This window comes from Blautia sp. Marseille-P3201T (assembly GCF_900120295.1).
Lineage (GTDB): Bacteria > Bacillota > Clostridia > Lachnospirales > Lachnospiraceae > Blautia.
Map to the genome: position 1 here is coordinate 275,834 of NZ_LT635469.1, position 20,608 is coordinate 296,441.

General features: G+C 39.0%; 19 protein-coding genes and 3 tRNA genes. 12 read left to right on the top strand and 10 right to left on the bottom strand.

The window, feature by feature from the left end; translation table 11 throughout:
* The first annotated feature begins 146 nt into the window (after positions 1 to 146).
* The 10 genes from BQ7352_RS06270 to BQ7352_RS06315 all read left to right on the top strand — a co-directional run bounded on the left by BQ7352_RS06270 (position 147) and on the right by BQ7352_RS06315 (position 9,557).
* The gene (locus tag BQ7352_RS06270) at positions 147 to 422 is read left to right on the top strand and encodes an HU family DNA-binding protein (protein ID WP_004221088.1); all 276 of its coding nucleotides are present in this window, start codon (positions 147 to 149) and stop codon (positions 420 to 422) included.
* 65 nt (positions 423 to 487) lie between these two features.
* Complete coding sequence (locus tag BQ7352_RS06275) at positions 488 to 727, top strand: RNA-binding S4 domain-containing protein (RefSeq protein WP_004221086.1); 240 nt, start codon at positions 488 to 490, stop codon at positions 725 to 727.
* A 71-nt stretch (positions 728 to 798) separates the two neighbouring features.
* Positions 799 to 1,083, top strand: coding sequence for a sporulation protein YabP (yabP, locus tag BQ7352_RS06280; RefSeq protein WP_072447933.1), 285 nt, complete (start codon positions 799 to 801; stop codon positions 1,081 to 1,083).
* Between the two features lie 15 nt (positions 1,084 to 1,098).
* Positions 1,099 to 1,554 carry a spore cortex biosynthesis protein YabQ gene (gene yabQ / locus BQ7352_RS15140; protein WP_242948543.1) on the top strand — a complete coding sequence of 152 codons (456 nt, stop codon included), beginning with the start codon at positions 1,099 to 1,101 and terminating at the stop codon, positions 1,552 to 1,554.
* Positions 1,505 to 1,804, top strand: coding sequence for an FtsB family cell division protein (locus BQ7352_RS06290; RefSeq protein ID WP_242948544.1), 300 nt, complete (start codon positions 1,505 to 1,507; stop codon positions 1,802 to 1,804). Before yabQ ends, BQ7352_RS06290 begins: the two co-directional genes overlap by 50 nt.
* A gap of 117 nt (positions 1,805 to 1,921) precedes the next feature.
* Positions 1,922 to 3,409, top strand: a complete 1,488-nt coding sequence (locus tag BQ7352_RS06295) for a SpoIIE family protein phosphatase (protein ID WP_072447940.1) — start codon at positions 1,922 to 1,924, stop codon at positions 3,407 to 3,409.
* A complete protein-coding gene (tilS, locus tag BQ7352_RS06300; RefSeq protein WP_072447942.1) occupies positions 3,397 to 4,773 on the top strand; it encodes a tRNA lysidine(34) synthetase TilS in 1,377 nt (458 codons plus the stop codon). Before BQ7352_RS06295 ends, tilS begins: the two co-directional genes overlap by 13 nt.
* A complete protein-coding gene (gene hpt, locus BQ7352_RS06305) occupies positions 4,766 to 5,290 on the top strand; it encodes a hypoxanthine phosphoribosyltransferase (RefSeq protein WP_072447944.1) in 525 nt (174 codons plus the stop codon). The genes tilS and hpt overlap by 8 nt, the downstream gene beginning before the upstream one ends.
* A 21-nt stretch (positions 5,291 to 5,311) precedes the next feature.
* Positions 5,312 to 7,123, top strand: coding sequence for an ATP-dependent zinc metalloprotease FtsH (gene ftsH, locus BQ7352_RS06310; RefSeq protein WP_200791373.1), 1,812 nt, complete (start codon positions 5,312 to 5,314; stop codon positions 7,121 to 7,123).
* Positions 7,124 to 7,457: 334 nt separating this feature from the next.
* The gene (locus BQ7352_RS06315; protein WP_072447946.1) at positions 7,458 to 9,557 is read left to right on the top strand and encodes a glycoside hydrolase family 13 protein; all 2,100 of its coding nucleotides are present in this window, start codon (positions 7,458 to 7,460) and stop codon (positions 9,555 to 9,557) included.
* A gap of 614 nt (positions 9,558 to 10,171) precedes the next feature.
* Here the strand turns inward: BQ7352_RS06315 and BQ7352_RS14785 are convergent.
* From BQ7352_RS14785 to BQ7352_RS06355, 7 genes are all read right to left on the bottom strand, one after another.
* A complete protein-coding gene (locus tag BQ7352_RS14785; protein WP_072447948.1) occupies positions 10,172 to 10,462 on the bottom strand; it encodes a 4Fe-4S binding protein in 291 nt (96 codons plus the stop codon).
* Positions 10,463 to 10,744: 282 nt separating this feature from the next.
* Positions 10,745 to 11,509 carry an ATP-binding protein gene (locus tag BQ7352_RS06325; protein ID WP_072447385.1) on the bottom strand — a complete coding sequence of 255 codons (765 nt, stop codon included), beginning with the start codon at positions 11,507 to 11,509 and terminating at the stop codon, positions 10,745 to 10,747.
* Positions 11,506 to 13,077: a Mu transposase domain-containing protein gene (locus tag BQ7352_RS06330; protein WP_072447383.1), complete on the bottom strand. Its 1,572-nt coding sequence runs from the start codon at positions 13,075 to 13,077 to the stop codon at positions 11,506 to 11,508. Before BQ7352_RS06330 ends, BQ7352_RS06325 begins: the two co-directional genes overlap by 4 nt.
* A gap of 669 nt (positions 13,078 to 13,746) precedes the next feature.
* Positions 13,747 to 13,833 (bottom strand) — tRNA-Leu (locus BQ7352_RS06340).
* Between the two features lie 13 nt (positions 13,834 to 13,846).
* Positions 13,847 to 13,928 (bottom strand) — tRNA-Tyr (locus tag BQ7352_RS06345).
* A gap of 192 nt (positions 13,929 to 14,120) precedes the next feature.
* Entirely contained in the window at positions 14,121 to 15,533 is a 1,413-nt protein-coding gene (locus BQ7352_RS06350; RefSeq protein ID WP_072447950.1) for a uracil-xanthine permease family protein, read from the bottom strand.
* Between the two features lie 77 nt (positions 15,534 to 15,610).
* On the bottom strand, positions 15,611 to 16,171 hold the full coding sequence (locus tag BQ7352_RS06355) for a TetR/AcrR family transcriptional regulator (RefSeq protein WP_072447952.1): 561 nt from the start codon (positions 16,169 to 16,171) through the stop codon (positions 15,611 to 15,613).
* 132 nt (positions 16,172 to 16,303) lie between these two features.
* On the opposite strand from BQ7352_RS06355, the gene BQ7352_RS06360 reads away from it, so the two are divergent.
* On the top strand, positions 16,304 to 17,200 hold the full coding sequence (locus tag BQ7352_RS06360; RefSeq protein ID WP_072447954.1) for a DegV family protein: 897 nt from the start codon (positions 16,304 to 16,306) through the stop codon (positions 17,198 to 17,200).
* 50 nt (positions 17,201 to 17,250) lie between these two features.
* On the opposite strand, the gene BQ7352_RS06365 is transcribed toward BQ7352_RS06360, so the two are convergent.
* Both BQ7352_RS06365 and BQ7352_RS06370 read right to left on the bottom strand, forming a co-directional pair.
* On the bottom strand, positions 17,251 to 18,939 hold the full coding sequence (locus BQ7352_RS06365; RefSeq protein WP_072447956.1) for an ABC-ATPase domain-containing protein: 1,689 nt from the start codon (positions 18,937 to 18,939) through the stop codon (positions 17,251 to 17,253).
* A gap of 112 nt (positions 18,940 to 19,051) precedes the next feature.
* Positions 19,052 to 19,125: transfer RNA gene (locus BQ7352_RS06370), tRNA-Arg, on the bottom strand.
* Between the two features lie 205 nt (positions 19,126 to 19,330).
* On the opposite strand from BQ7352_RS06370, the gene BQ7352_RS06380 reads away from it, so the two are divergent.
* On the top strand, positions 19,331 to 19,924 hold the full coding sequence (locus BQ7352_RS06380; protein ID WP_072447960.1) for a hypothetical protein: 594 nt from the start codon (positions 19,331 to 19,333) through the stop codon (positions 19,922 to 19,924).
* A 243-nt stretch (positions 19,925 to 20,167) separates the two neighbouring features.
* On the opposite strand, the gene BQ7352_RS06385 is transcribed toward BQ7352_RS06380, so the two are convergent.
* Positions 20,168 to 20,557, bottom strand: coding sequence for a metal-dependent transcriptional regulator (locus tag BQ7352_RS06385; protein WP_072447962.1), 390 nt, complete (start codon positions 20,555 to 20,557; stop codon positions 20,168 to 20,170).
* Between the last annotated feature and the right edge of the window lie 51 nt (positions 20,558 to 20,608).

Genomic DNA, 20,608 nt, shown 5'->3' on the forward strand with positions numbered 1-20,608 from the left:
AATAAGGGTAATATGCTTGACAAACCCAGGGAAAAAAGGTATAAATATCAGTAGACCGCAAACGACGGTGCGCGTATAGAGTGCGGAGAATTCTGCGAATTAGAATTCTTTTTCTAAGTGCTAAATTTATTTAGGAGGAAATACTCATGAACAGAACAGAATTAGTTGCTGCTATGGCAGAAAAAACACAGTTATCTAAAAAAGATGCAGATTTAGCTTTAAAAGCGTTTATTGATGTTGTATCCGAAGAAATGCAGAAAGGTGAAAAAGTTCAGTTAGTTGGATTTGGTACTTTTGAAGTTTCTGAAAGAGCAGCGAGAGAAGGAAGAAACCCACAGACAGGTGAAACAATGACAATCGCAGCATCTAAATCTCCAAAATTCAAAGCAGGAAAAGCTTTAAAAGATTTAGTAAATGCATAAGAGCATAGAATGGGAGATGCCTTTGGCGTCTCCTTTTCTATTATTTCATTTCATAGGAGAAAATTATGAGATTAGATAAATACTTAAAGGTATCCAGACTGATTAAGAGAAGAACAGTAGCTAATGAGGCCTGTGACGCAGGAAGAGTATTGATTAATGACAAGCCGGCTAAGGCTTCTGCACAGGTCAAAGCAGGAGATATTTTGGAAATTCAGTTTGGAAGTAAAAATGTTCGTGTAGAAGTGCTGGATGTGCAGGAAACAGTCAAGAAGGAAGCGGCCAGTGAACTTTTTAAGTATCTGTAAGCAAAATGGAATAATTGTTTTTATCCCCCCATATAATCTTTCATAAAGAAAAGATGTGGGGGATTGTCATTTTGGAAGAAAAGCAGCATAAGGCAGTTCACAAACTTCAGCTTACAGACCGCAAAGAAGGCAGCATTACAGGCGTAAAAGATGTGCAGTCCTTTGATGAAAAAGAAATAAGTCTTGTAACAGAAGCCGGAATTTTGCTTGTAAAAGGAGAAGAACTTCATGTCACCAGACTTGATTTAGAAAAGCAGGAAGTTGATATAGGAGGAAAGGTGGACAGTCTGCTTTACAGCCAGGGAACTACAAAAGCAAGAGGAGGAGAAGGCGTCTTAAAGAGGCTGTTCCAATAGCCTATGAGTGAGTATATGTATCAGGAACTCCTCTTTTTTGGACGCACCTTTCTGGCAGGTGTATTTTTAGCTGTATGTTACGATATACTCCGCATAATCAGGAGAATTATTATACATACCTCTTTCTGGATGGGGCTGGAAGACATCTTTTACTGGTGTTTCACAGGAGTTTTTCTGTTTTTTGTTATATATACAGAAAATGATGGAGTTATTCGGAGCTATGCTCTTCTTGCAATTGGAATAGGAGCATGGTCTTATCATGCAGGTCCGGGTAAATTATTGTTTGAGCTGGCTGTATATATGATTGAAAAAGTGTTGACACCCATACGAAAGTGGAGAAAAAGGTTGAAATTTCAATGGAATAGAGTTAAAATTTTTATATGTAAACAAAAAATGATAAGAAATATTAGAGAGTGTAAAAATGAAGAGACGAAAAAAAAGAAATCTTCAAAACAGGATTGCGATGCTTAGTATTACTTGTGTTGTGGCAATTTTATTTGTTGCAATGATGATGCAAAGCATTTCTGTGGAGAAACAGCTTTCCCAGTACCAGCAGGAGATGCAGGAGCTGGACGACAAAATGACAGAAGAAACAGAGCGCACAAAAGAAATTGACGATATGAAAGAATATATGGAAACAGACGAATATGCAGAAGAGGTCGCAAGGGATAAACTGGGACTTGTAAAAGACAATGAAATTGTATTTAAAGAACAGGAATAAACTGCAAATTTTGTCTGAAAGTTTTTTGATTTTGGGGACTGTTTTTGACAAAGTTTAAAGAAAAAAGCATCTATAATACTCTTTTGATAGCGGTTGCTTATTCAGGGAGGGAAGAAGATGCAGGAATGGATGATTGCCATGCTCGTAATCAGCGTACTGCTTATATTACGTGACATGGCAAAAACTATTTTTTCAGAGATGAAAAAAAGTGCGGCTACTTTGGCCTACGAACATCACCCACAAAAAGAAAAAATGCAGCGCTATGCAGAATCCTTTCAGAAACTGGCAAACAGTTTTTATGGCATGCCTTACAGGAAGGATTATCTTTCCAGTTCAGAGATTGATGAAATGGTTCGTGAAGTGCAGGAAGGGCTGTGCAAAAGATGCCGTTTCAACCAGGTCTGCTGGAAACAGAATTCCGTTCAGTCCTATCAGAGAATTTACAGCCTTCTGCGCATTATGGAAGAAGATGACGAGGAAAAATTCAGAAAGGCAAAAGCTGATTTGACAGAGGTTTGCATAAATCAGGGGAAACTGGTGCAGGAATTACAAAGGATGATGGACAGAGAACGACAGAATTTAATATGGAATAACAAACTTCTGGAAAACCGGGTGGCTGTTGCAGAACAACTTGGGGAGATGGCAGAACTTATGAAAGTGTTGTCACGGGATTTATTTGACATGGTGGAAGCAGATGTTCAATTTCGTGAAGAATTTGCCCGGCGGTTAAAGAAACATCACATCCAGGTTCGGAATGTGTGGTTTTTAGAACAGCCTGACGGAAAGCTGCGGTATTATGCAGAGCTTCGGACAAAGGGAGGCGGCTGTGTGCCGGCAGGGGAAGCGGCAGCAGTGCTTTCAAAGCTGTGTCAAACACGTATGATACCAAAGGAGTCCGGAAAGACATTGATTAACAGAGAATTTTCTGTTTTGGGGTTTGCAGAAAAAGTGAATTTTAAGATGCTTTACGGAGCGGTGAAAATAACCAAAGACAAGGAAACAATTTCAGGAGATAATTATACCTGTACTACAGAAGAAAACGGACAATTTTTTATGTGTCTTTCTGATGGCATGGGCTCCGGACTTGAGGCATGTCAGGAAAGTGAAGGGATTGTGGATACTCTGGAACAACTTATTGAGGCTGGATTTTCAGGAGAAACAGCTGCCCGAATGGTGAATTCTGTTTTAAACTTAAAGACGAAAAATGGGAGATTTTCCACGGTAGATATTTCAATGGTGGATTTGTATTCTGGAATGTGCCATTTCCTGAAGGCGGGAGCAGCGACTACGTTTATTAAGAGGGATCATTGGGTAGAGGCGATTTCATCTACCAGTCTTGCTTTGGGGCTGGTGCAGCAGGCAGATTTTGAGTCTTCTACGAAAAAGCTTTATGAAGGGGATTTTCTGATTATGGTCACAGACGGAGTGCTGGATGCATTGCCGGAAGGACAGGCGGAAGAAATTATGAAAGAGATTATTTTACAGACCAATGCCAGTGCAGCACAGGAGCTGGGGCGGGGGATTTTAGAAAGAGTGCTTACATACAGCGGCTATTGTGCGACAGATGACATGACCGTGTTGGCGGCAGGATTATGGAGGAATTAAAAATAGCCATGAAAACAGAAGAAAAAGTATTTTCTTGTATAGAAAAATATCAGATGATACCAAAAAACAGTCATGTAATTGTAGGGGTTTCCGGAGGGGCAGACTCTGTATGTCTGCTGAAGCTTTTAAAAGAGTATGAAAAACAGCAGGATTTTCAGCTTTATGCAGTACATGTTAATCATCATATCAGAGGGGAAGAAGCAGTGCGTGATGAGGAATTTTCAAAGGCAGTTTGTCAGAAACAGGGAATTCCTTTTACAGTATTTCATTACAATGTGCCTCAAATTGCAGCAGAGAGTAAACTTTCTCTGGAGGAGGCTGGCAGAAATATTCGAAGGGAGGCCTTTTCTGAGGCTATAAAGAATATTAAAATGCCGGGAAAGAAGATTATCGCTTTGGCACATCATGAAAATGACAATGCGGAAACGGTTCTGCATAATCTTATGAGGGGGACGGGAGCAGCCGGACTTGGCGGTATACGCCCTGTAGCTGGGGAGAACAGGGAATATATTCGTCCGCTCCTGTTTGTGAAAAGGAAAGAGATTGAAATATATTTGAAAGAGCAGGGAATTTCCTGGGTAACAGACAGTACCAATATGGAAATGGAATATACCAGAAATAAAATTCGTCATCAGATTATTCCGATGATGGAGGAAATCAATCCTCAGGCTGTTTCCTGTATTGGAAGAGCCGCAGAAAATATGTGGAAGATAGAAGAATATCTTCAGGAGCAAACGGATATACTTTATGGAAAGTATGTAAAAAGAACAGAAAATGCGTTTTGTATCAGCAAAGAATGTTTTTTGGAAAAAGAAATTATGCAGTCATACTTGATTATGCGTGTTTTAGAGAAGGCATCAAAAGGGAAAAAGAATATAACTGCAGCACATATAGAGGCAGTACGAGGGCTTTTTAAAGGAAGGACAGGAGCTTCGGTATCTCTGGCATGGGGGCTGACGGCCAGTCAGGTGTATGGAGATGTTCATATTCAGCGCAGGAAAGAAGAAAAAAATGGAATGTATGCTCTGGAATGGGAAGTATTCCCTTATGAAAAACAGCAAATTCCGGAAAAAACATATACGAAATGGTTTGATTATGATAAAATAAAGAATAGTCTGAGTGTTCGCCATCGTTTGCAGGGAGATTATCTGGTGGTAAATGATAAAGGCGGACGAAAGAAATTAAAAGACTATTTGATTGACTGTAAAATTCCAAGACAAGAGAGAGATGAACTGACTCTTTTGGCAGATGGCTCCCATATCTTATGGGTTGTGGGATATCGTATCAGTGAAAATTATAAAGTTACCAGTCAGACAAAACAAATATTAAAAGTACAGGTAAAAGGAGTAGAGGAAAATGAGTGAAAAAATCCGTGTATTATTAAGCGAAGAAGAAGTAGGAAAGAAAATTCGTGAAATCGGAGAGCAGATCAGCAAAGATTATGAAGGAAAAACAGTTCATTTAATTTGTGTATTAAAAGGTGGAGTATTCTTTACTTGTGAACTTGCAAAAAGAATTACAGTTCCTGTTACTATGGACTTTATGTCTGTTTCAAGCTACGGAGATGAAACAAGTTCAAGTGGAGTAGTTCGTATTGTAAAAGATTTAGATGAAAGCCTGGAAGGAAAGGACGTCTTAATCGTAGAGGATATTATTGACTCAGGAAGAACTTTAAGTCATCTTCTGGAAATCTTAAAACAGAGAAATCCAAACAGCCTTCGTCTGTGCACTCTGCTTGACAAGCCGGAACGCAGAGTAAAAGACGTAAATGTAGATTATGTATGCTTTAATATTCCAGATGAATTTGTAGTGGGATATGGACTGGATTATGCACAGAAATATAGAAATCTTCCATATATTGGTGTGGTTGAGCTTTCATAACCGGAAAGGAGAAACGACAACGTGAATAAGCAGGCGAGAAACTGGATAACACCACTGTTGCTCCTGCTGCTGGTGCTGTGCGTGGGAAGTGTGATCATTCGTCAGACAACGCAGAATTCCAGCTATACAATGGAGGAATTCCAGCAGGCAGTAAAGGATAAGCAGATTACAGAGGCTTTTATTCAGCCTAATGAGGAAGTTCCCACAGGAGAGGTGACAATACGTCTAAGAGATGGTAAAGAAGAACATTTTTATGCTCTTAATTTAGAAGAAGTACAGGATATTCTCATGGATGGAGGAGTTCACAATGTGAGAATAGGTCAGGTGCCGGGAGATAATACATGGATGTCTACACTCATTCCATTACTGCTGACGGGATTTATGCTGTTTTTGGTAATCAGCATGATGAACCGCCAGATGTCAGGAGGCAGCAATGCCAAAATGATGAACTTTGGAAAAAGCAGGGCTAAAATGTCCACAGATGCAGATAAAAAAGTGACTTTTAAGGATGTAGCAGGTTTGCAGGAAGAGAAGGAGGAGCTGGAAGAAATCGTAGATTTCTTAAAAGAACCTCAAAAATATGTAAAAGTAGGAGCCAGAATTCCTAAGGGTGTGCTTCTTGTAGGACCTCCGGGAACAGGTAAGACACTTCTTGCAAAGGCAGTAGCCGGAGAAGCCGGTGTTCCGTTCTTTTCTATTTCCGGTTCTGATTTTGTAGAGATGTTTGTCGGTGTAGGTGCTTCCCGTGTAAGAGATTTATTCGAAGAAGCAAAGAAAAATGCGCCGTGTATTATTTTTATCGATGAAATTGATGCTGTGGCAAGACGCAGAGGAACAGGAATGGGCGGAGGACATGACGAAAGAGAACAGACCTTAAACCAGCTTCTGGTAGAGATGGATGGATTTGGTGTCAATGAAGGCATTATTGTTATGTCCGCTACAAACAGAGTAGATATTTTAGACCCGGCTATTCTGCGTCCCGGACGTTTTGACAGAAAAGTAGGCGTAGGAAGACCGGATGTAAAAGGCAGAGAGGAAATTTTGAAGGTTCATGCGGCAAAGAAGCCTTTAGGGGAAGATGTAGACTTAGAGGAGATTGCAAGAACTACTGCAGGGTATACCGGCGCAGACTTAGAAAATTTAATGAATGAAGCTGCAATTCTTACAGCGAAAGATGGCAGATTTTTCATCAATCAGAAAGATGTCCGTCAGGCATTTATTAAGACCGGTATTGGTGCAGAGAAAAAAAGCCGTGTTATTTCTGATAAAGAAAAGAAAATTACCGCATACCACGAAGCAGGGCATGCCATTTTATTCCATGTCCTGCCGGAAATGGAGCCGGTTCATACTATTTCCATTATTCCTACAGGGATGGGAGCCGCAGGATATACCATGCCTCTTCCGGGAAAAGATGAGATGTTCAACAGTAAGAACAAAATGCTGGAGCATATTGTAGTTTCTCTTGGAGGCAGAGTAGCAGAAGAAATGATTTTCGGTGATGTAACAACAGGAGCATCTCAGGATATCAAACAGGCAACACAGACTGCAAGAGCAATGGTAACGCAATATGGTATGTCTGATAAAGTAGGTATGATTAATTATGGAAGCGATGATGATGAGGTCTTTATTGGCAGAGATTTAGCACATACAAGGAATTATGCAGAACAGACCGCAGCTCTTATTGACAGCGAAGTAAAACGTATTATAGACGAAGCTTATGCAAAGGCAAAAGAGATTATTTCAGAGCATGAGGATGTGCTTCATAAGTGTGCAGAGCTTTTGATTGAAAGAGAAAAAATTAATCGAAACGAGTTTGAAGCGTTGTTTTTATAAAGAATTAGGCAGAATACTGAATGATTTTCGGGGGAGAAGAAAACAGCCATGTTAAAAATACTCAAAAAAATGTTAAAAAAAAATGTAAGATTGTGCACACTTTTTGGGTGCTACATGATATTATAATAACTGTAAAAACCCCCCAATACATTATATAGTTTTTGCTACACCCCATAAGAAGAAATACCTTCTCCAAAAACGCCAATCGAAAGATTGGCGTTTTTACTATATAAAAAGAAACAAAAAACAGTTGTATATATTTATGGGGTAAGATAGAATAATAGTAGATAATAATTCGGCAAAATAAGTCGGTATAAATAGAGAGGATGGCAGTATGGATTACGAACACTTGGCAGAGACAAGAAAAATTCAGGAATATGTGACCAATATGCGGCCTGCTTTTAATAAACGTGCAGTATTTAGTGATGAAACTGAAAATTATAGAACGCCGGCAGAACCGGAGCCGGGGGATATAGTAAATATCAGAATTCGAACCAAAAGTAATAATGTGGATTTTGTATATCTGGTGGCGGGAAATCTTCGCCAGAGAATGAAAATGTTAGGGACCAAGGACGGATTTGACTATTATGGAACAGATATAAAACTAGGAGCACAATCGATCCGTTATTTTTTTGAAATCATTTCCGGAAAAATTCAGTGTTATTATAACAAAATTGGTATTACAAAAGAAATTGATGATCATTATTCTTTTGGAATTGTGCCGGGATTTCATACCCCTGAATGGGCAAAAGGGGCAGTGATGTACCAGATTTTTGTGGACCGCTTTTGCAATGGTGATGGTTCAAATGACGTGGTAAGTAATGAGTATTGTTATATTGACGAAAAGGTTCAGAAGATAGAGGATTGGAATACTCCACCCAGAGCAATGGATGTAAGAGATTTCTATGGCGGGGATTTGCAGGGAGTTATGAATAAATTGGACTACCTGCAGGAACTGGGGGTTGATGTTATATATTTTAATCCTATTTTTGTTTCACCTTCCAATCATAAGTATGATATTCAGGACTATGATTACATTGATCCTCACTATGGGAAAATTGTAAATGACGGAGGAGAACCACTGGCAGATTGGGATAAAGAAAACGCCCATGCATCTAAGTATATTCAGCGCGTTACTGCAAAGGAAAATCTGGAAGCCAGTAATGCTTTTTTTGCAAGGCTGGTAGAGGAAATTCATAAGAGAGGTATGCGCGTTATTTTAGATGGTGTGTTTAATCATTGTGGTTCTTTTAATAAGTGGTTAGACAGAGAACGAATATATGAAAATCAGAGTGGCTATGAAAAAGGAGCCTATGTATCAACAGATAGTCCTTATCGAAGCTTTTTCCGCTTTCATGGCGCCCAGAGCAATGAATATGATGGCTGGTGGGGACATAATACCCTTCCGAAATTAAATTATGAGGAGTCACCGAAGCTATATGAGTATATTATGCATATTGCGAGAAAGTGGGTGTCACCGCCTTATAATGTGGATGGATGGCGTCTTGATGTTGCTGCGGATTTGGGGCATAGTGAAGAGTATAACCATCAGTTTTGGCGAGATTTCAGAAGAAATGTAAAGGAAGCAAATCCTGATGCTATTATTTTGGCAGAACACTATGGGGATGCAAGATCATGGCTTGCAGGTGACCAGTGGGATACAGTAATGAACTATGATGCTTTTATGGAGCCCATAACCTGGTTTTTAACCGGTATGGAGAAGCATAGTGATGAATACAGGGATGGTATGTTTGGAAATAGTGACAGCTTTATTGGAGCCATGAATTATCACGGAGCCAGTTTTTATGCTCCGTCATTATATACTGCTATGAATGAGCTTTCAAACCACGATCATTCCCGATTTCTTACAAGAACCAATCATGTAGTGGGCCGCGTGGGAGAACTGGGAAGTGAGGCAGCGGAACGAAATGTAAACAAAGCAGTACTCAGAGAAGCAGTTGTCATGCAGATGACATGGCCGGGAGCGCCTACAATCTACTACGGAGACGAAGCCGGTGTCTGTGGGTTTACTGATCCTGATAACAGACGTACTTATCCTTGGGGCAGAGAAGATAAAGAGCTTATTCAGTTCCATAGAGATATGATAAGAATTCATAAAGAAAATCCTTCTTTAATAAAGGGTTCTTTAAAGTTTATTGCCAATGATTACCAACAGCTTGTTTATGGAAGATTTACAGAAAAAGAGAAAGTTGTGGTTGTGATTAACAATAGCAATGAAACAAAAAATATGGAGATTTCAGTGTGGGAACTGGGAATTTCCAGAATAAAAACACAGAAATTTAAACAGTTGATGGTTACAGGTGATTTTGGCTACAGCCTGGTGAAAAAAATATATGAGTGTAAGGGTGGGGTGCTGCATTTGGAAGTACCTTCTCATGGAGCTATTATTGTAAGAGGAATTTTGGAAGAATAGAAAAAAGATAGTAATTGCAGGTCGAAATGACCTGTGTTATACTGATTTTATGGAAAGCTAGAGCACATAAAGGCGGTCTACCCTCCTATATAGGAGGGGCAAACCCTCCAAACCAAAGAGGAAAGGAGGGCGATGCCAATGTATGTTACATATCAGGACTTGGTTCAGGTTGGAATATTCATTGTTGCCCTTATTGGATTGTGTTATACAATCTTCAAGGGAAAAAAATAGCCGCCACTACTACCAATAGTGACGGCAAACCTCATTTGAGGTAAAAGCATTTACTGTTTTGGGGTAGACCGTGTGTTTCTGGTTTTCCCTTTTTTCTACTACAAATATAACATATCTATCCATATAATACAAGAAAATTTTTAAACTGTGCAACTTTTTGAGAAAAAGAAAAAAGCTGTAAACCCCTCTATCTATTACAAACTAAGCTTTGTACTTATTTATCATTTTTCAAATGTGTAGTTGATAAAAGTAAAAATGAAATGCCTAATAATAAAAACCTTATTGCTGAGGTAGTATTCATATCCATAAAATTTATTGTTGACATTATAAAGAAACATATAAACCTGCTGGAATTTATTTACATCAGATTGAAGAGGGCATTTTCATATTTTTTTCACAATCGAATTTTGACTTCCTAAGTTATATGGGCAAACATCCCTACACTTATGACAAGATATTCTCCAAATCTGCTTTTCCTCATCATCTCCAAATGCAAAATCCCAACAAGATTGTTGTTGTATTTCTGAATTTTCCAGCGCATTGATGGGGCAAATATTAACACATAAATCGCAATTATTGCAGATAGACTCTTTCATTTCATCAGGTTCAAACTCCTGTTCACGTAACACTGCGCCTAACCAAATCATACTTCCATATTCTGGCGTTATTAACAACGAATGTCTTCCTATTGTTCCCAGTCCAGCCGCTTGAGCTATATGCTTTTTTTCATTTCAATACAAAAATCCAAAGCTATTGCATCCAATTTAGGCGTAATAGAATTTCTTACCCTCGTATATGGAACATCTGATTTGCAGATAAGTGTCCCTACTGGAAATCTACATCCAAATGAAATTACTGATTTACATGCTTGCAAATTACGCTCAAACGGAATGCCAGTTCCGCTACTGCGGAACTGCTATTCCATTTTTTACGGTACGAAGTACCGCTAGATGATATCATTCTGTTTCACGCATATTTATACCGTTCATTTCCAGACGATATGTATGATGTTTATCTGTGATTCGTGTAAGGCACGCATCAGCGTAGGTATTATCAGCAAACATATCAAACCATGTACTGACTGGAAACTGTGAGATGACTACAGTTGATTTTCTTCCATCCCTGGTGTCAAGGACTTCAAAAAGATCCCGGCATTTATCAAGATCGAGATCCATAAGGCCAAAATCATCGATTACAAGAAGATCCAGCTTGGTCAGCTTATTCAGGTAATCCAGATTTGTGGATTTGATACGTGTCTGTTCCATTTCGCTCATAAGAGTGTTCGCTTTTATATACTTTACACTCTTAGACTGCTTCATTGCAGTTACACAAAAAGCATTGATTAGATAAGTTTTTCCACTGGCGGAAGATCCTGTTACAATGAGATTCTTTCCTTCCTCTATCCAATGGCAGGTACTCAGTCGCTCTATTGTCTGGGTATCAAGCTGACGTTCTGGACGGTAAATAGTTTCGTCAAGATCCGCCGCTGGGTATCGCAGATGCGCTTCTTTCATCAGACGATTAAAACGTTTATCTGCTCGCGCCTGCCACTCTGCATCAACCATTGCTGTCATGCGTTCCATAAAAGTGTTCAGATCTGCATTGGGATCTTTCAACTGTTCTTCCAGGATATGTGCCATTTCTGGAACACGGAAACTCTTCAGACGCATGATCAGAGCCTGCTCCTGAGGTGTTAATGTAATGTCATGGGATGAACTCATTTGTATGCCTCCTTTCCACGGATGTTTGTATGGGAAGGAAGTTTTCCGGTTCCGTTTATAGCGCTGCTGGAATGATTATTCTGAACCATGCTAAGTACTTTCTTGAAATAAGAATACTTGCAGGCATTGGCTTCTACGCATTTCTCAGCAGCCTCCTGAACCAGCCTGTGAGGAACATCTTTACAGGAATGGAGTACACCGGCACAGCTGTTGTATGCCTGTTCCTCATGCTTGGAACTGCGGAGTATCCTGTCAATAAGAGTTACCATAGATTCTCCATAAACAGATGCCCATCGTCTGTAATAAGCTCCGTCATGTGCATTCACTTCTTTGTAATATAGGTGTTCTGGAGGCATATGACTGTCATCTGTAATGTAAAGAGGAAAATCACGGTAAGATCTTGGATGGCGGCAGATCAGCCGGTTATACTCATCACAGATCCGTATCTCCGTCATTGTAGCCTTAAGAATTGCAGGCTTCCCTTTATAGGTATACAATACAGAATAGTAGTGGGCATCATACTCAAGATGGTAATTATCTGGAACTTTAAGAAAGTATTTATAATCACAAAGTGTATAACTTTCGCCTGGAAGCTGGTTCATACGCGGTTTGTCGTACTTTTCGAATCCATTCATGCGGGATTTCCGAATGTCAGATTTTTTCTGGAAAGGACGCTGGTTGATGTCTGCTACGATCTTTTTGACCGCAGCATTCAGAGCTTCCAGAGAAGTATAAGTATCTTTCTTTAATTCTTCTACCAGATGCGTCTCCAAGAAACGCACATGATTTTCAACTGTTGGTTTACCTTTCGGTTTCCTTGGTGGTGACGGCAGAATAATCGTATCATAAAAAGTTTCCAGATCTGAAAAAGCTGACTGCAGCACAAGTTCATCTTTACTATGCCTGGTAACAGCTGTTCTCAGATTGTCCGGGACAAGATATTTAGGAACTGCCCCATAATAAGACAGTGCATGTACTGTGCCGGTAATAAAATGTGGAAGTTTTTCATCCGGAAAGATCTCTGCATAAACAAGGCTGCTAAAACCAAGTGTAGTTGTAAAAATGTGAACTTTCCGAAGTTCGCCAGTTGTTGTATCCAATAGCAGTTCCGGCTGGTCACCTACCCAGTCAATATACATCTTTTCACCAGGGATCCGTTCCACAGGCATAGATGTTTTTGAAGTACCATAAGTATCTACCATAAAATCACGATACAGCTTATAAAACTGAGCAAGCTGGTAACCGTTAGGATGCTCTTTTTTATAATCAATCCATAGAAAACTCAAGTCAGCATGTTTTCCCATTTGGATCATCTGCTCATGTATTTTTTCAAAATCAGGCAGTGGAATATCCTTATGTCGAAGGTTTTCTTTTGGATAGATGAGATCAACCACCTTTGAGGCTGGCATTTGTCGAAGATCATCCAATGATAAGCCTGAATCCTTGTAGCGGTTCATGATCAATGCAATCCCGCTCCGTCCGATCCGGTAACGTTTTTGTACAGAGTCATAACTGACTTTACTGAGCCGAAGTTCTATGACTCCAAGAATAGTATTGTAGTCGTGCATAATAGTTCCTCCTTTGCACTGTGATGAATAATAGTTACATCACAATAATAAAGGAAAAACGTACCGTTTTGAGCAGAAAACGCGTACCGCTAAATCAGAATGAATGTACCGCCGATTTCAGAATAGGCGTACCGTTCGAGCAGAATTTGCAAACATGCTGGAAACACATCTAAGGGATGATAGCCTTTCGGTGCATTAGCAAACCTATCTATACTTGCTATACCACATAAATCTGCACCTAACGCAAACATTATTTCCTTTACCTCTTTACTAATCTCTGCATACCCTTTTTCATACTGTATTGCCTTTAAGTATAATCTGCTGTCATATTTCCTTGTTAATCTTTTTATTGGATATTCAGATATTTTCTATTAACATTTACTGCAATGAAGCTGGTGTTCCTTACCATTCCAGTCACAAAATCCGTTTCTACAATGCTTCCACAACCTTTGACGGGAATAATCTCACAACCTTGAGTTATTTAATGGGGCATAGCGAAACGGCAACCACACTTCACTATTTACGGAACGTCAACAAGAGGAAGAATGACCGCTTTGCTTTTCAAAGACTGGGGATTTCCTCATAAGGTGTTCAAAGGTGTTCAAACTTTTGGAAGCAAAAAAATAAGAGAAACGCTGTAAAATCAACGCTTCTCTCTCTTTTAACCAATGCCGCAGACCGGAATCGAACCGGTACGGGAGTATAAGTCCCGCAGGATTTTAAGTCCTGTGCGTCTGCCTGTTCCGCCACTGCGGCAAGTCTTTTATGATGGGCGATGGTGGATTCGAACCACCGAAGGCGTTGCCAGCAGATTTACAGTCTGTCCCCTTTGGCCACTCGGGAAATCGCCCATGTCATTTTGACTAAATAGAATTATAGCATAGTTTGTGAAAATTGCAAGTATTTTTTTACATACATAATTGTTTGAATTTTTGTGAAAATAAGAAGAGACTGTCGCTTCAAACATTATCCACAAGTATTCGGGATATGGTACTTAATGCGACAGCCTCTTCGGTTTTATGTATTATTTAGTGCCGAAATCTTTATTGTGCAGCTTCTTTGTCCTGTGGAATTGCAATATTTAAAATCATAGCAATAATTGCAGCAGGAACAATTCCTGAACCGCCAAAAATCAGTTCTACAAATTGAGGCAAGTTAGAGAGTACTTCAGTATTTGCTCCCAGACCATATCCAAGACCTAATGCTACAGATACAATGGTTACAGTACGATTGCTGACACCGTCTTTGGTTACAAGCTGAATTCCGCTGACAACAATAGAAGCAAACATCATAACAGCAGCACCACCAAGTACACTCTGTGGCATCATTTGCACAATTGCGGCTAATTTCGGGAATAATCCGCAGAGTACCAGAAAAATAGCTCCGGTTGAGATTGCAAACAGATTGACAATTTTGGTCATTGCAATCAATCCCACATTCTGGCTGAAGGATGTATTAGGAAGTACACCAAAGAATGCAGCAATAGAAGAACCAAGACCATCACAGATAACGGAGCCTGACAGTTCTTTATCTGTTGCCTCTCTTCCAAGACCGCCCTCTGTAATAGCAGAAGTGTCTCCAACTGTCTCTACAGCCGTTACAATAAACATGATCACAATTGGAACAATAGCGCGAAGATCAATCATATCCTTGCTGAACCCAAAAGGCATAAATGCAGGAACTGCAAACCAGCTTGCATCCCTTACTTTTGAAAAGTCAAGAACCCAGGAGCATGTTTTTGTGATGGTTTCCTGTGTGTTTGGATCAACATACTGGTAGGTTGTAGGTAAAATCATTCCCATAATTCCACAAACAATATAACCTACAATAATTCCGATTAAAATAGATGCTGTACTGGTAACGCCCTTTGTAAAGTGTTTTAACAGAATGATAGTTACAAGAACTACAGTTCCGACAAAAAGGTTGGGAAGAGAGCCAAAATCGCCATTGTTATTTCCCCCTCCAAAAGAGTTTATCCCAACAGAAATCAAAGAAAGTCCGATTGCCATTACTACAGTTCCGGTCACAAGTGACGGGAAGAAACGGCGAAGTGGTTTGAGAAAAAATCCTAATACGGTCTCAAATAATCCACCAATAAAACTGGCAAAAATGATAGCGCCATAGGTAACAATTCCCTGTCCCATGGTAGCTGCCACACCGCTGCATACTCCGATAAAACCGGAACTTGTTCCCATTACAATAGGAAGCTTTGCCCCCACCGGTCCAACAGTAAAAATCTGTAACAGTGTAATAATTCCTGCCATCAGCATCGCATTTTGAATAATTTGAAGCTGAAGTTCTCCGCTCAGAGCACATGCGCCGGTAATTAACAGAACAGGCGTTAAATTTCCTACAAACATGGCCATGACATGCTGCAGACCATATAAAATCGCCTGCCCAAGGGGAATTTTTCCTTCCAGCTCATAGGGACTGGAATAATTTTGTTTCTTTTGCATTTTCTTTTCTCCTTAGAATTGATATTCTCTTAATTTGTCCAACTAACACTCTATCATTGTTAAGAAAAAGAAGTCAATCATTTTGTAAATTTTTCTTCTCTTTTGTGGATTTCACAAAACCGGTGATTTTTAATATGGTTATAAATTAAAGAAGCAATTACCTCTGCGTCTTCTTTCATGTCTTCCTGGAGCCAGTGCATAAAGATGTTATACAAGGCACCGGAATAGTAGTAGAGTTCGTATCTTTCCAAAGAAGATGTGTTTTGTGTCTGCGTAACTTCTAACATATATAAATCAAGTCCATAGAGAAGAATTTGCGAGCGGTTTGCCTGTGTGATGCACTGTACATAGTCTTTGTACTTTTGAAGATATTTCATGCTGTTTAAAATGTGCTCGTAGGTCTGGAAATTAGAAGAGAAAGCAGGATCTTTTAAATCTTCTACATATTCCTTTAAAATCCGATACATGTAGTCTAATAAAATATCATCTTTAGATTTATAATTCCGATAGTAGGACATCCGGGAAACGCCGGCACGTTTTGTGATATCGGTGATAGAGATATCATTATAATTTTTTATATGCATAAGTTGGAGAAGTGCTTCCATGATACAGTTTTTTGTGAATTCTTTTGTTTCCATGAAACAAAAACCTCCTTTTTGTCACAGTTGGGCTGTTAGATATTGTTTTCGAGAATAGTAAATGTTACAATTGTAACATTTAGTAAAATCATATCAGAATAAAATAGGAAAAGCAAGAAAGGCTGGAAAGAAATGAAATTTGGAATTGTTACAGATAGCTCCTGTGATTTGCCGGAGAGTTATACAGTACAGGAAGAAGTCACTGTAGTATCTTTTTATGTTTCTTTTGATGGAGAAAATTATTTAAGAGAGGGTAAAGAAGCAGGGATTACAGAATTTTATCAGAAGATGGCAGATAATCCTGACTGCTACCCGAAAACCTCCATGCCCTCTGTACAGGATTATATAGATGCCTTTCTTCCGTTGGTGAAGAAAGGGTTACCGGTTTTATGTATTTGTCTTACTAAGAACTTTAGCGGTTCTATGCAGGCGGCAGTGAATGCTAAGGAAGCGGTAGAAGAAGAATTTCCTCAGGCAAAAATAGAGGTTGTAAATTCTCAGCTTGTTACAGCGCTGCAGGGACTTTTTGTAAAAGAAGCGGTGAAATTGCGAAATCAGGATATAGATTTGGAAACTGCAGTGGAAGCATTGAAAAAAATCAGAAATACAGGACAAATCTTTTTTACTACAAAGGATTTAAAGTATTTAGAACATGGCGGAAGAATTGGAAAAGCAGCCTGTCTTGCAGGCAGTATGTTGAATATTAAACCAATTCTCCGTTTTTGTGATGGGGAGTTGGGTTCTACAGAGCTTTGCAGAGGAAGAAAGAAATCCCTTCATAAAATTATTGAGAAATTTTTAGATTATGTAGAAAAAGAGAAAATAGATTTAAATCAATATACACTTGTTACAGGGCTTGGTCTGATGGTACCTGAATTTGATGCTTTCCAGGAAGAACTGCGAGAAGGCTTGAAAAATAAAGGATATAATATTGAAACGTGGGAAACTATGCAAATTGGAGCAACAATCGGTGTACACACAGGACCATATCCAATGGGACTTGGGATTTTGAAAAAATGTGAGATTTAAGTCAGAATAGGCTGTCGTATTGGAAATTCGACAGCCTATTCTGTATGAAATTATGGCCTTCGATATCGGTTGAAACAGGAAAAAATTTCTTCTGTGCGGGGAATAGCCATACCGCAGGGAATATAAGAACAGTTACAAATTTTACTGAAACCATCTTTTTCCAGAGAGTCTTGCAGCGTATGTACAATTTCTGCAAGAGTACGTTTTCCGTCAATCAGATGTTCCCGGGCATATTTTAATAATTCTCCCAGGGTGGCAGTTTGCTCCTTGTCTATCAGTTGTTCTATGTATCTTAAATCGACAATATCTTTTCCAAGAGAAAAAGCATCTTTACCCTGACATTTTATTTTAAAATCTTTGTAAGAAGATTTTTTGGTACTGCTCATAATGCGATGAGAAGACGGCATACAAAAATCAGCGGCGGCAGATGGAGGCAGGGGATATTTAGGGCAAAGTTTTTTGACTTTCTTTGTAATATCCATAGCCTGATAATTGTCCATTTGTATAATGGTGTCTGCAATATGAAAAAAAGCTCCGCAACTGCCGGCTACCAGGATGGTGGAAATATCTGCTTTGGCAAATAATTGTGCCGCACGTTCTAAAAATGGTGTAATTGGTTCTTTATCACGGCTGATGACTTGCTGCATAAAAGCATCCCGTACCATAAAATTAGTGGCAGAAGTATCCTCGTCCAAAAGGAAAAGTTTACTGCCAGCCTCTATGCCTTCTACAATTCCAGCTGCCTGAGAGGTGCTGCCGCTGGCATCTAAAGTAGAGAAACAATGCGTATCTTTTCCGTTAGGTAAATCATTGATAAAGAGGGAAATATCTACATCTTTAATAAAACGTCCATCTTCTGAGCGAAGCTTAACAGCGGATGCATCTGTAAGGACAAATTCTCTGCCATCACCGGAAATATGATTGTATACACCTGTTTCCAGTGCTGTTAAAAGTGTAGATTTTCCATGATAACCGCCGCCTGTAATCAGGGTAATACCCTTAGGAATTCCCATTCCTTTTATTGTGCCTTTATGAGGCAGTGAGATTTCTATGGCAAGAGACTCAGGTGATTGAAATGGAATGGCATTTTGAAGCGGTTTTTGGGAAATTCCGCTTTCTCTTGGGAGAATAGAACCATTTGCGAGAAAGGCAACAAGATGGCGTTTTTTTAGTTCCTGTCGCAGAAACTCCTGGTCTTCAGCGAGGAATACTATATTTTCAATGGTTTTGTGGGGAAGATTTTTATAAAGCAGTGCATTTTCCACACAAGCAGGAAGAAAATCAAAGAGAATTTTTTCCAGCTCAAAGGCATTGATAGTTCTTCCGTTAGCAGGAAAACCTACAGTAAAGCGAACAGTGATAAAGTCAGAGCTTATTTCACAGGCGCTTCTTTCCAGAACTTCTTGTCCGCAGTTGGTAGTGGAAATAGAGCCGCTTTTGCCAGAACCTTTTGCTTTAAAGCTGTAAACAGAAAGCTGATGGGAAAATTTCCGCAAAAGATAGTCCTGTACAGCAATTCGTATTGCTTTTGTGGAAAAACAATAATCAGGAAAATCAGCAAGTTTTGCAGGAACCTGAATACTCAGATGTGAAGGAGAGGCAAAAGGATCTCCCTGTACATGGTCTATGGAGAGCAGATAATATTTAAAATCGTAAATACCTTTTAAAGTTTTGTAAGCAGGATAGCTTTTTCGATTAATAGAAGAAAGCTGCTGTTTGAGTTGGTAGGAAGTAAACATAATAAAATCCTTTCATAGAAAATAAGAAAGAGGCTGTCGCATTAAGTGTAATTCTTGCGGTACGTTCCATACAACAAAAAAATCCCTTATATCCGAAGATATAAGGGATATACGTGCGTTAGAGGATTCGAACCCCCGACCTTTTGGTCCGTAGCCAAACGCTCTATCCAGCTGAGCTAAACGCACATTTGTTAGCTGACTGCCTCAGCAACAAAATTGATTATATGGCATAAAACTAAAAATGTCAATACTTTTTTTAAAAAAAATTTTAGGGAATTAAAAAAACCAGGGATTTTGTATGAAATATGCTGGAAGAATTGTAAAATACGTGATAAGATAATAAAAGATGCAGGGGATAAAATTTTAATTTTACATAAAGGGGAGAATATGCATGGAGAATGAAATTACATTTAAAACCTCAGTAGGAGGCTACAGACGAGATGAAGTTATTGAATATGTAGAAAGTATGAATGAAAAGATTTTTTACATGAAGAAAGAGCATGAAGATGCTGTGGCTAATTATAAAGTCAGAATTAAAGAATTAGAAGATCTTCTAAAACAAGGGGAAATAAATGAGGCTGCACTTATGGAGGAGAAGGGGGCAAAGCTTGAAGCTTGTGAAACAGAAAATACAAAATTAAGAGAAGAATTGGAAAAACTGGAAGAGCAGTATAAAGTGGTGCGTTCTGATGTGACAAAACTGGAAGCAGAAAAAAGAATTTTGAAGGATAAATTAGGACGGGAAGTTTTAAGACTTCGCACAGAAAATCAGGATTTAAAAGAAAAACTGCAGGAGGCAGAGAAGAATATAGGTTCAGAAGCAGATTATGAAGGAGTACGTGATGCTGTTTCAGAAGTACAGTATAAAATCGCAGAATACGTAAATATTATTAATAAAACTCAGCAGAGCCTTGCAGAAACATATCAAAAGATGAATGGAATTAAGAAAAAAGTAGCAGAACAATTGGAGAGTAGTAAAAAATAAAAATGTACTTGTAATGGCAGGGCAGATAGATATGGGGAAAATTATATTATTTCATGGTACACCGGATAAGGATACCGAAAATTTTATGCCTATTACCAATGGTACTATAATATGTCAAGTGCAGAGGTTATAAAAAAGTGCCTGTAGATTTTTTGAAAAAAGCTTATTATGGAAGAGCAACAGCTATCAACGAAATTGCTGATAGCTGTTGTTCTTTTGCATAGTAGACATTATGATGCCTATTTAATTTTCATTGTTATGTTTTTTTGCCATGTTTTGTGTATGCTGTTTAATTGCAAGAAAACTTTCCGTACTGATGACATGTTCCATGCGGCAGGCATCTTCGGAAGCCGTTTCAGGAGCTACGCCCAGTTTTATCAGCCATGTACTTAAGAGTTCGTGGCGCTCATATATTTTTTCCGCAATAGCAAGCCCGGACTCAGTAAGGGTGATATAGCCTTCCTGATTAACATTTATGTATCCGTTTAGTCGGAGATTTTTCATGGCAACGCTGACACTTGGTTTGGAAAAGGATAATTCATTGGCGATATCAATAGAGCGAACCTGAGGTTTGCGTTTGCTGATAACGAGAATAGTTTCCAAATAGTTTTCAGCAGATTCCTGTATTTTCATGCAGCGACTCCTTCCTTCAAAAATATACTGATATTAGGATACCATATTTTG

Coding starts and splice junctions, on each gene's coding strand:
- BQ7352_RS06270 (WP_004221088.1), top strand. CDS start 147: ATGAACAGAACAGAATTAGTTGCTGCTATGGCAGAAAAAACACAGTTA.
- BQ7352_RS06275 (WP_004221086.1), top strand. CDS start 488: ATGAGATTAGATAAATACTTAAAGGTATCCAGACTGATTAAGAGAAGA.
- yabQ (WP_242948543.1), top strand. CDS start 1,099: ATGTATCAGGAACTCCTCTTTTTTGGACGCACCTTTCTGGCAGGTGTA.
- BQ7352_RS06290 (WP_242948544.1), top strand. CDS start 1,505: ATGAAGAGACGAAAAAAAAGAAATCTTCAAAACAGGATTGCGATGCTT.
- BQ7352_RS06295 (WP_072447940.1), top strand. CDS start 1,922: ATGCAGGAATGGATGATTGCCATGCTCGTAATCAGCGTACTGCTTATA.
- tilS (WP_072447942.1), top strand. CDS start 3,397: ATGGAGGAATTAAAAATAGCCATGAAAACAGAAGAAAAAGTATTTTCT.
- hpt (WP_072447944.1), top strand. CDS start 4,766: ATGAGTGAAAAAATCCGTGTATTATTAAGCGAAGAAGAAGTAGGAAAG.
- BQ7352_RS06315 (WP_072447946.1), top strand. CDS start 7,458: ATGGATTACGAACACTTGGCAGAGACAAGAAAAATTCAGGAATATGTG.
- BQ7352_RS06325 (WP_072447385.1), bottom strand. CDS start 11,509: ATGAGTTCATCCCATGACATTACATTAACACCTCAGGAGCAGGCTCTG.
- BQ7352_RS06330 (WP_072447383.1), bottom strand. CDS start 13,077: ATGCACGACTACAATACTATTCTTGGAGTCATAGAACTTCGGCTCAGT.
- BQ7352_RS06350 (WP_072447950.1), bottom strand. CDS start 15,533: ATGCAAAAGAAACAAAATTATTCCAGTCCCTATGAGCTGGAAGGAAAA.
- BQ7352_RS06355 (WP_072447952.1), bottom strand. CDS start 16,171: ATGGAAACAAAAGAATTCACAAAAAACTGTATCATGGAAGCACTTCTC.
- BQ7352_RS06360 (WP_072447954.1), top strand. CDS start 16,304: ATGAAATTTGGAATTGTTACAGATAGCTCCTGTGATTTGCCGGAGAGT.
- BQ7352_RS06365 (WP_072447956.1), bottom strand. CDS start 18,939: ATGTTTACTTCCTACCAACTCAAACAGCAGCTTTCTTCTATTAATCGA.
- BQ7352_RS06380 (WP_072447960.1), top strand. CDS start 19,331: ATGGAGAATGAAATTACATTTAAAACCTCAGTAGGAGGCTACAGACGA.
- BQ7352_RS06385 (WP_072447962.1), bottom strand. CDS start 20,557: ATGAAAATACAGGAATCTGCTGAAAACTATTTGGAAACTATTCTCGTT.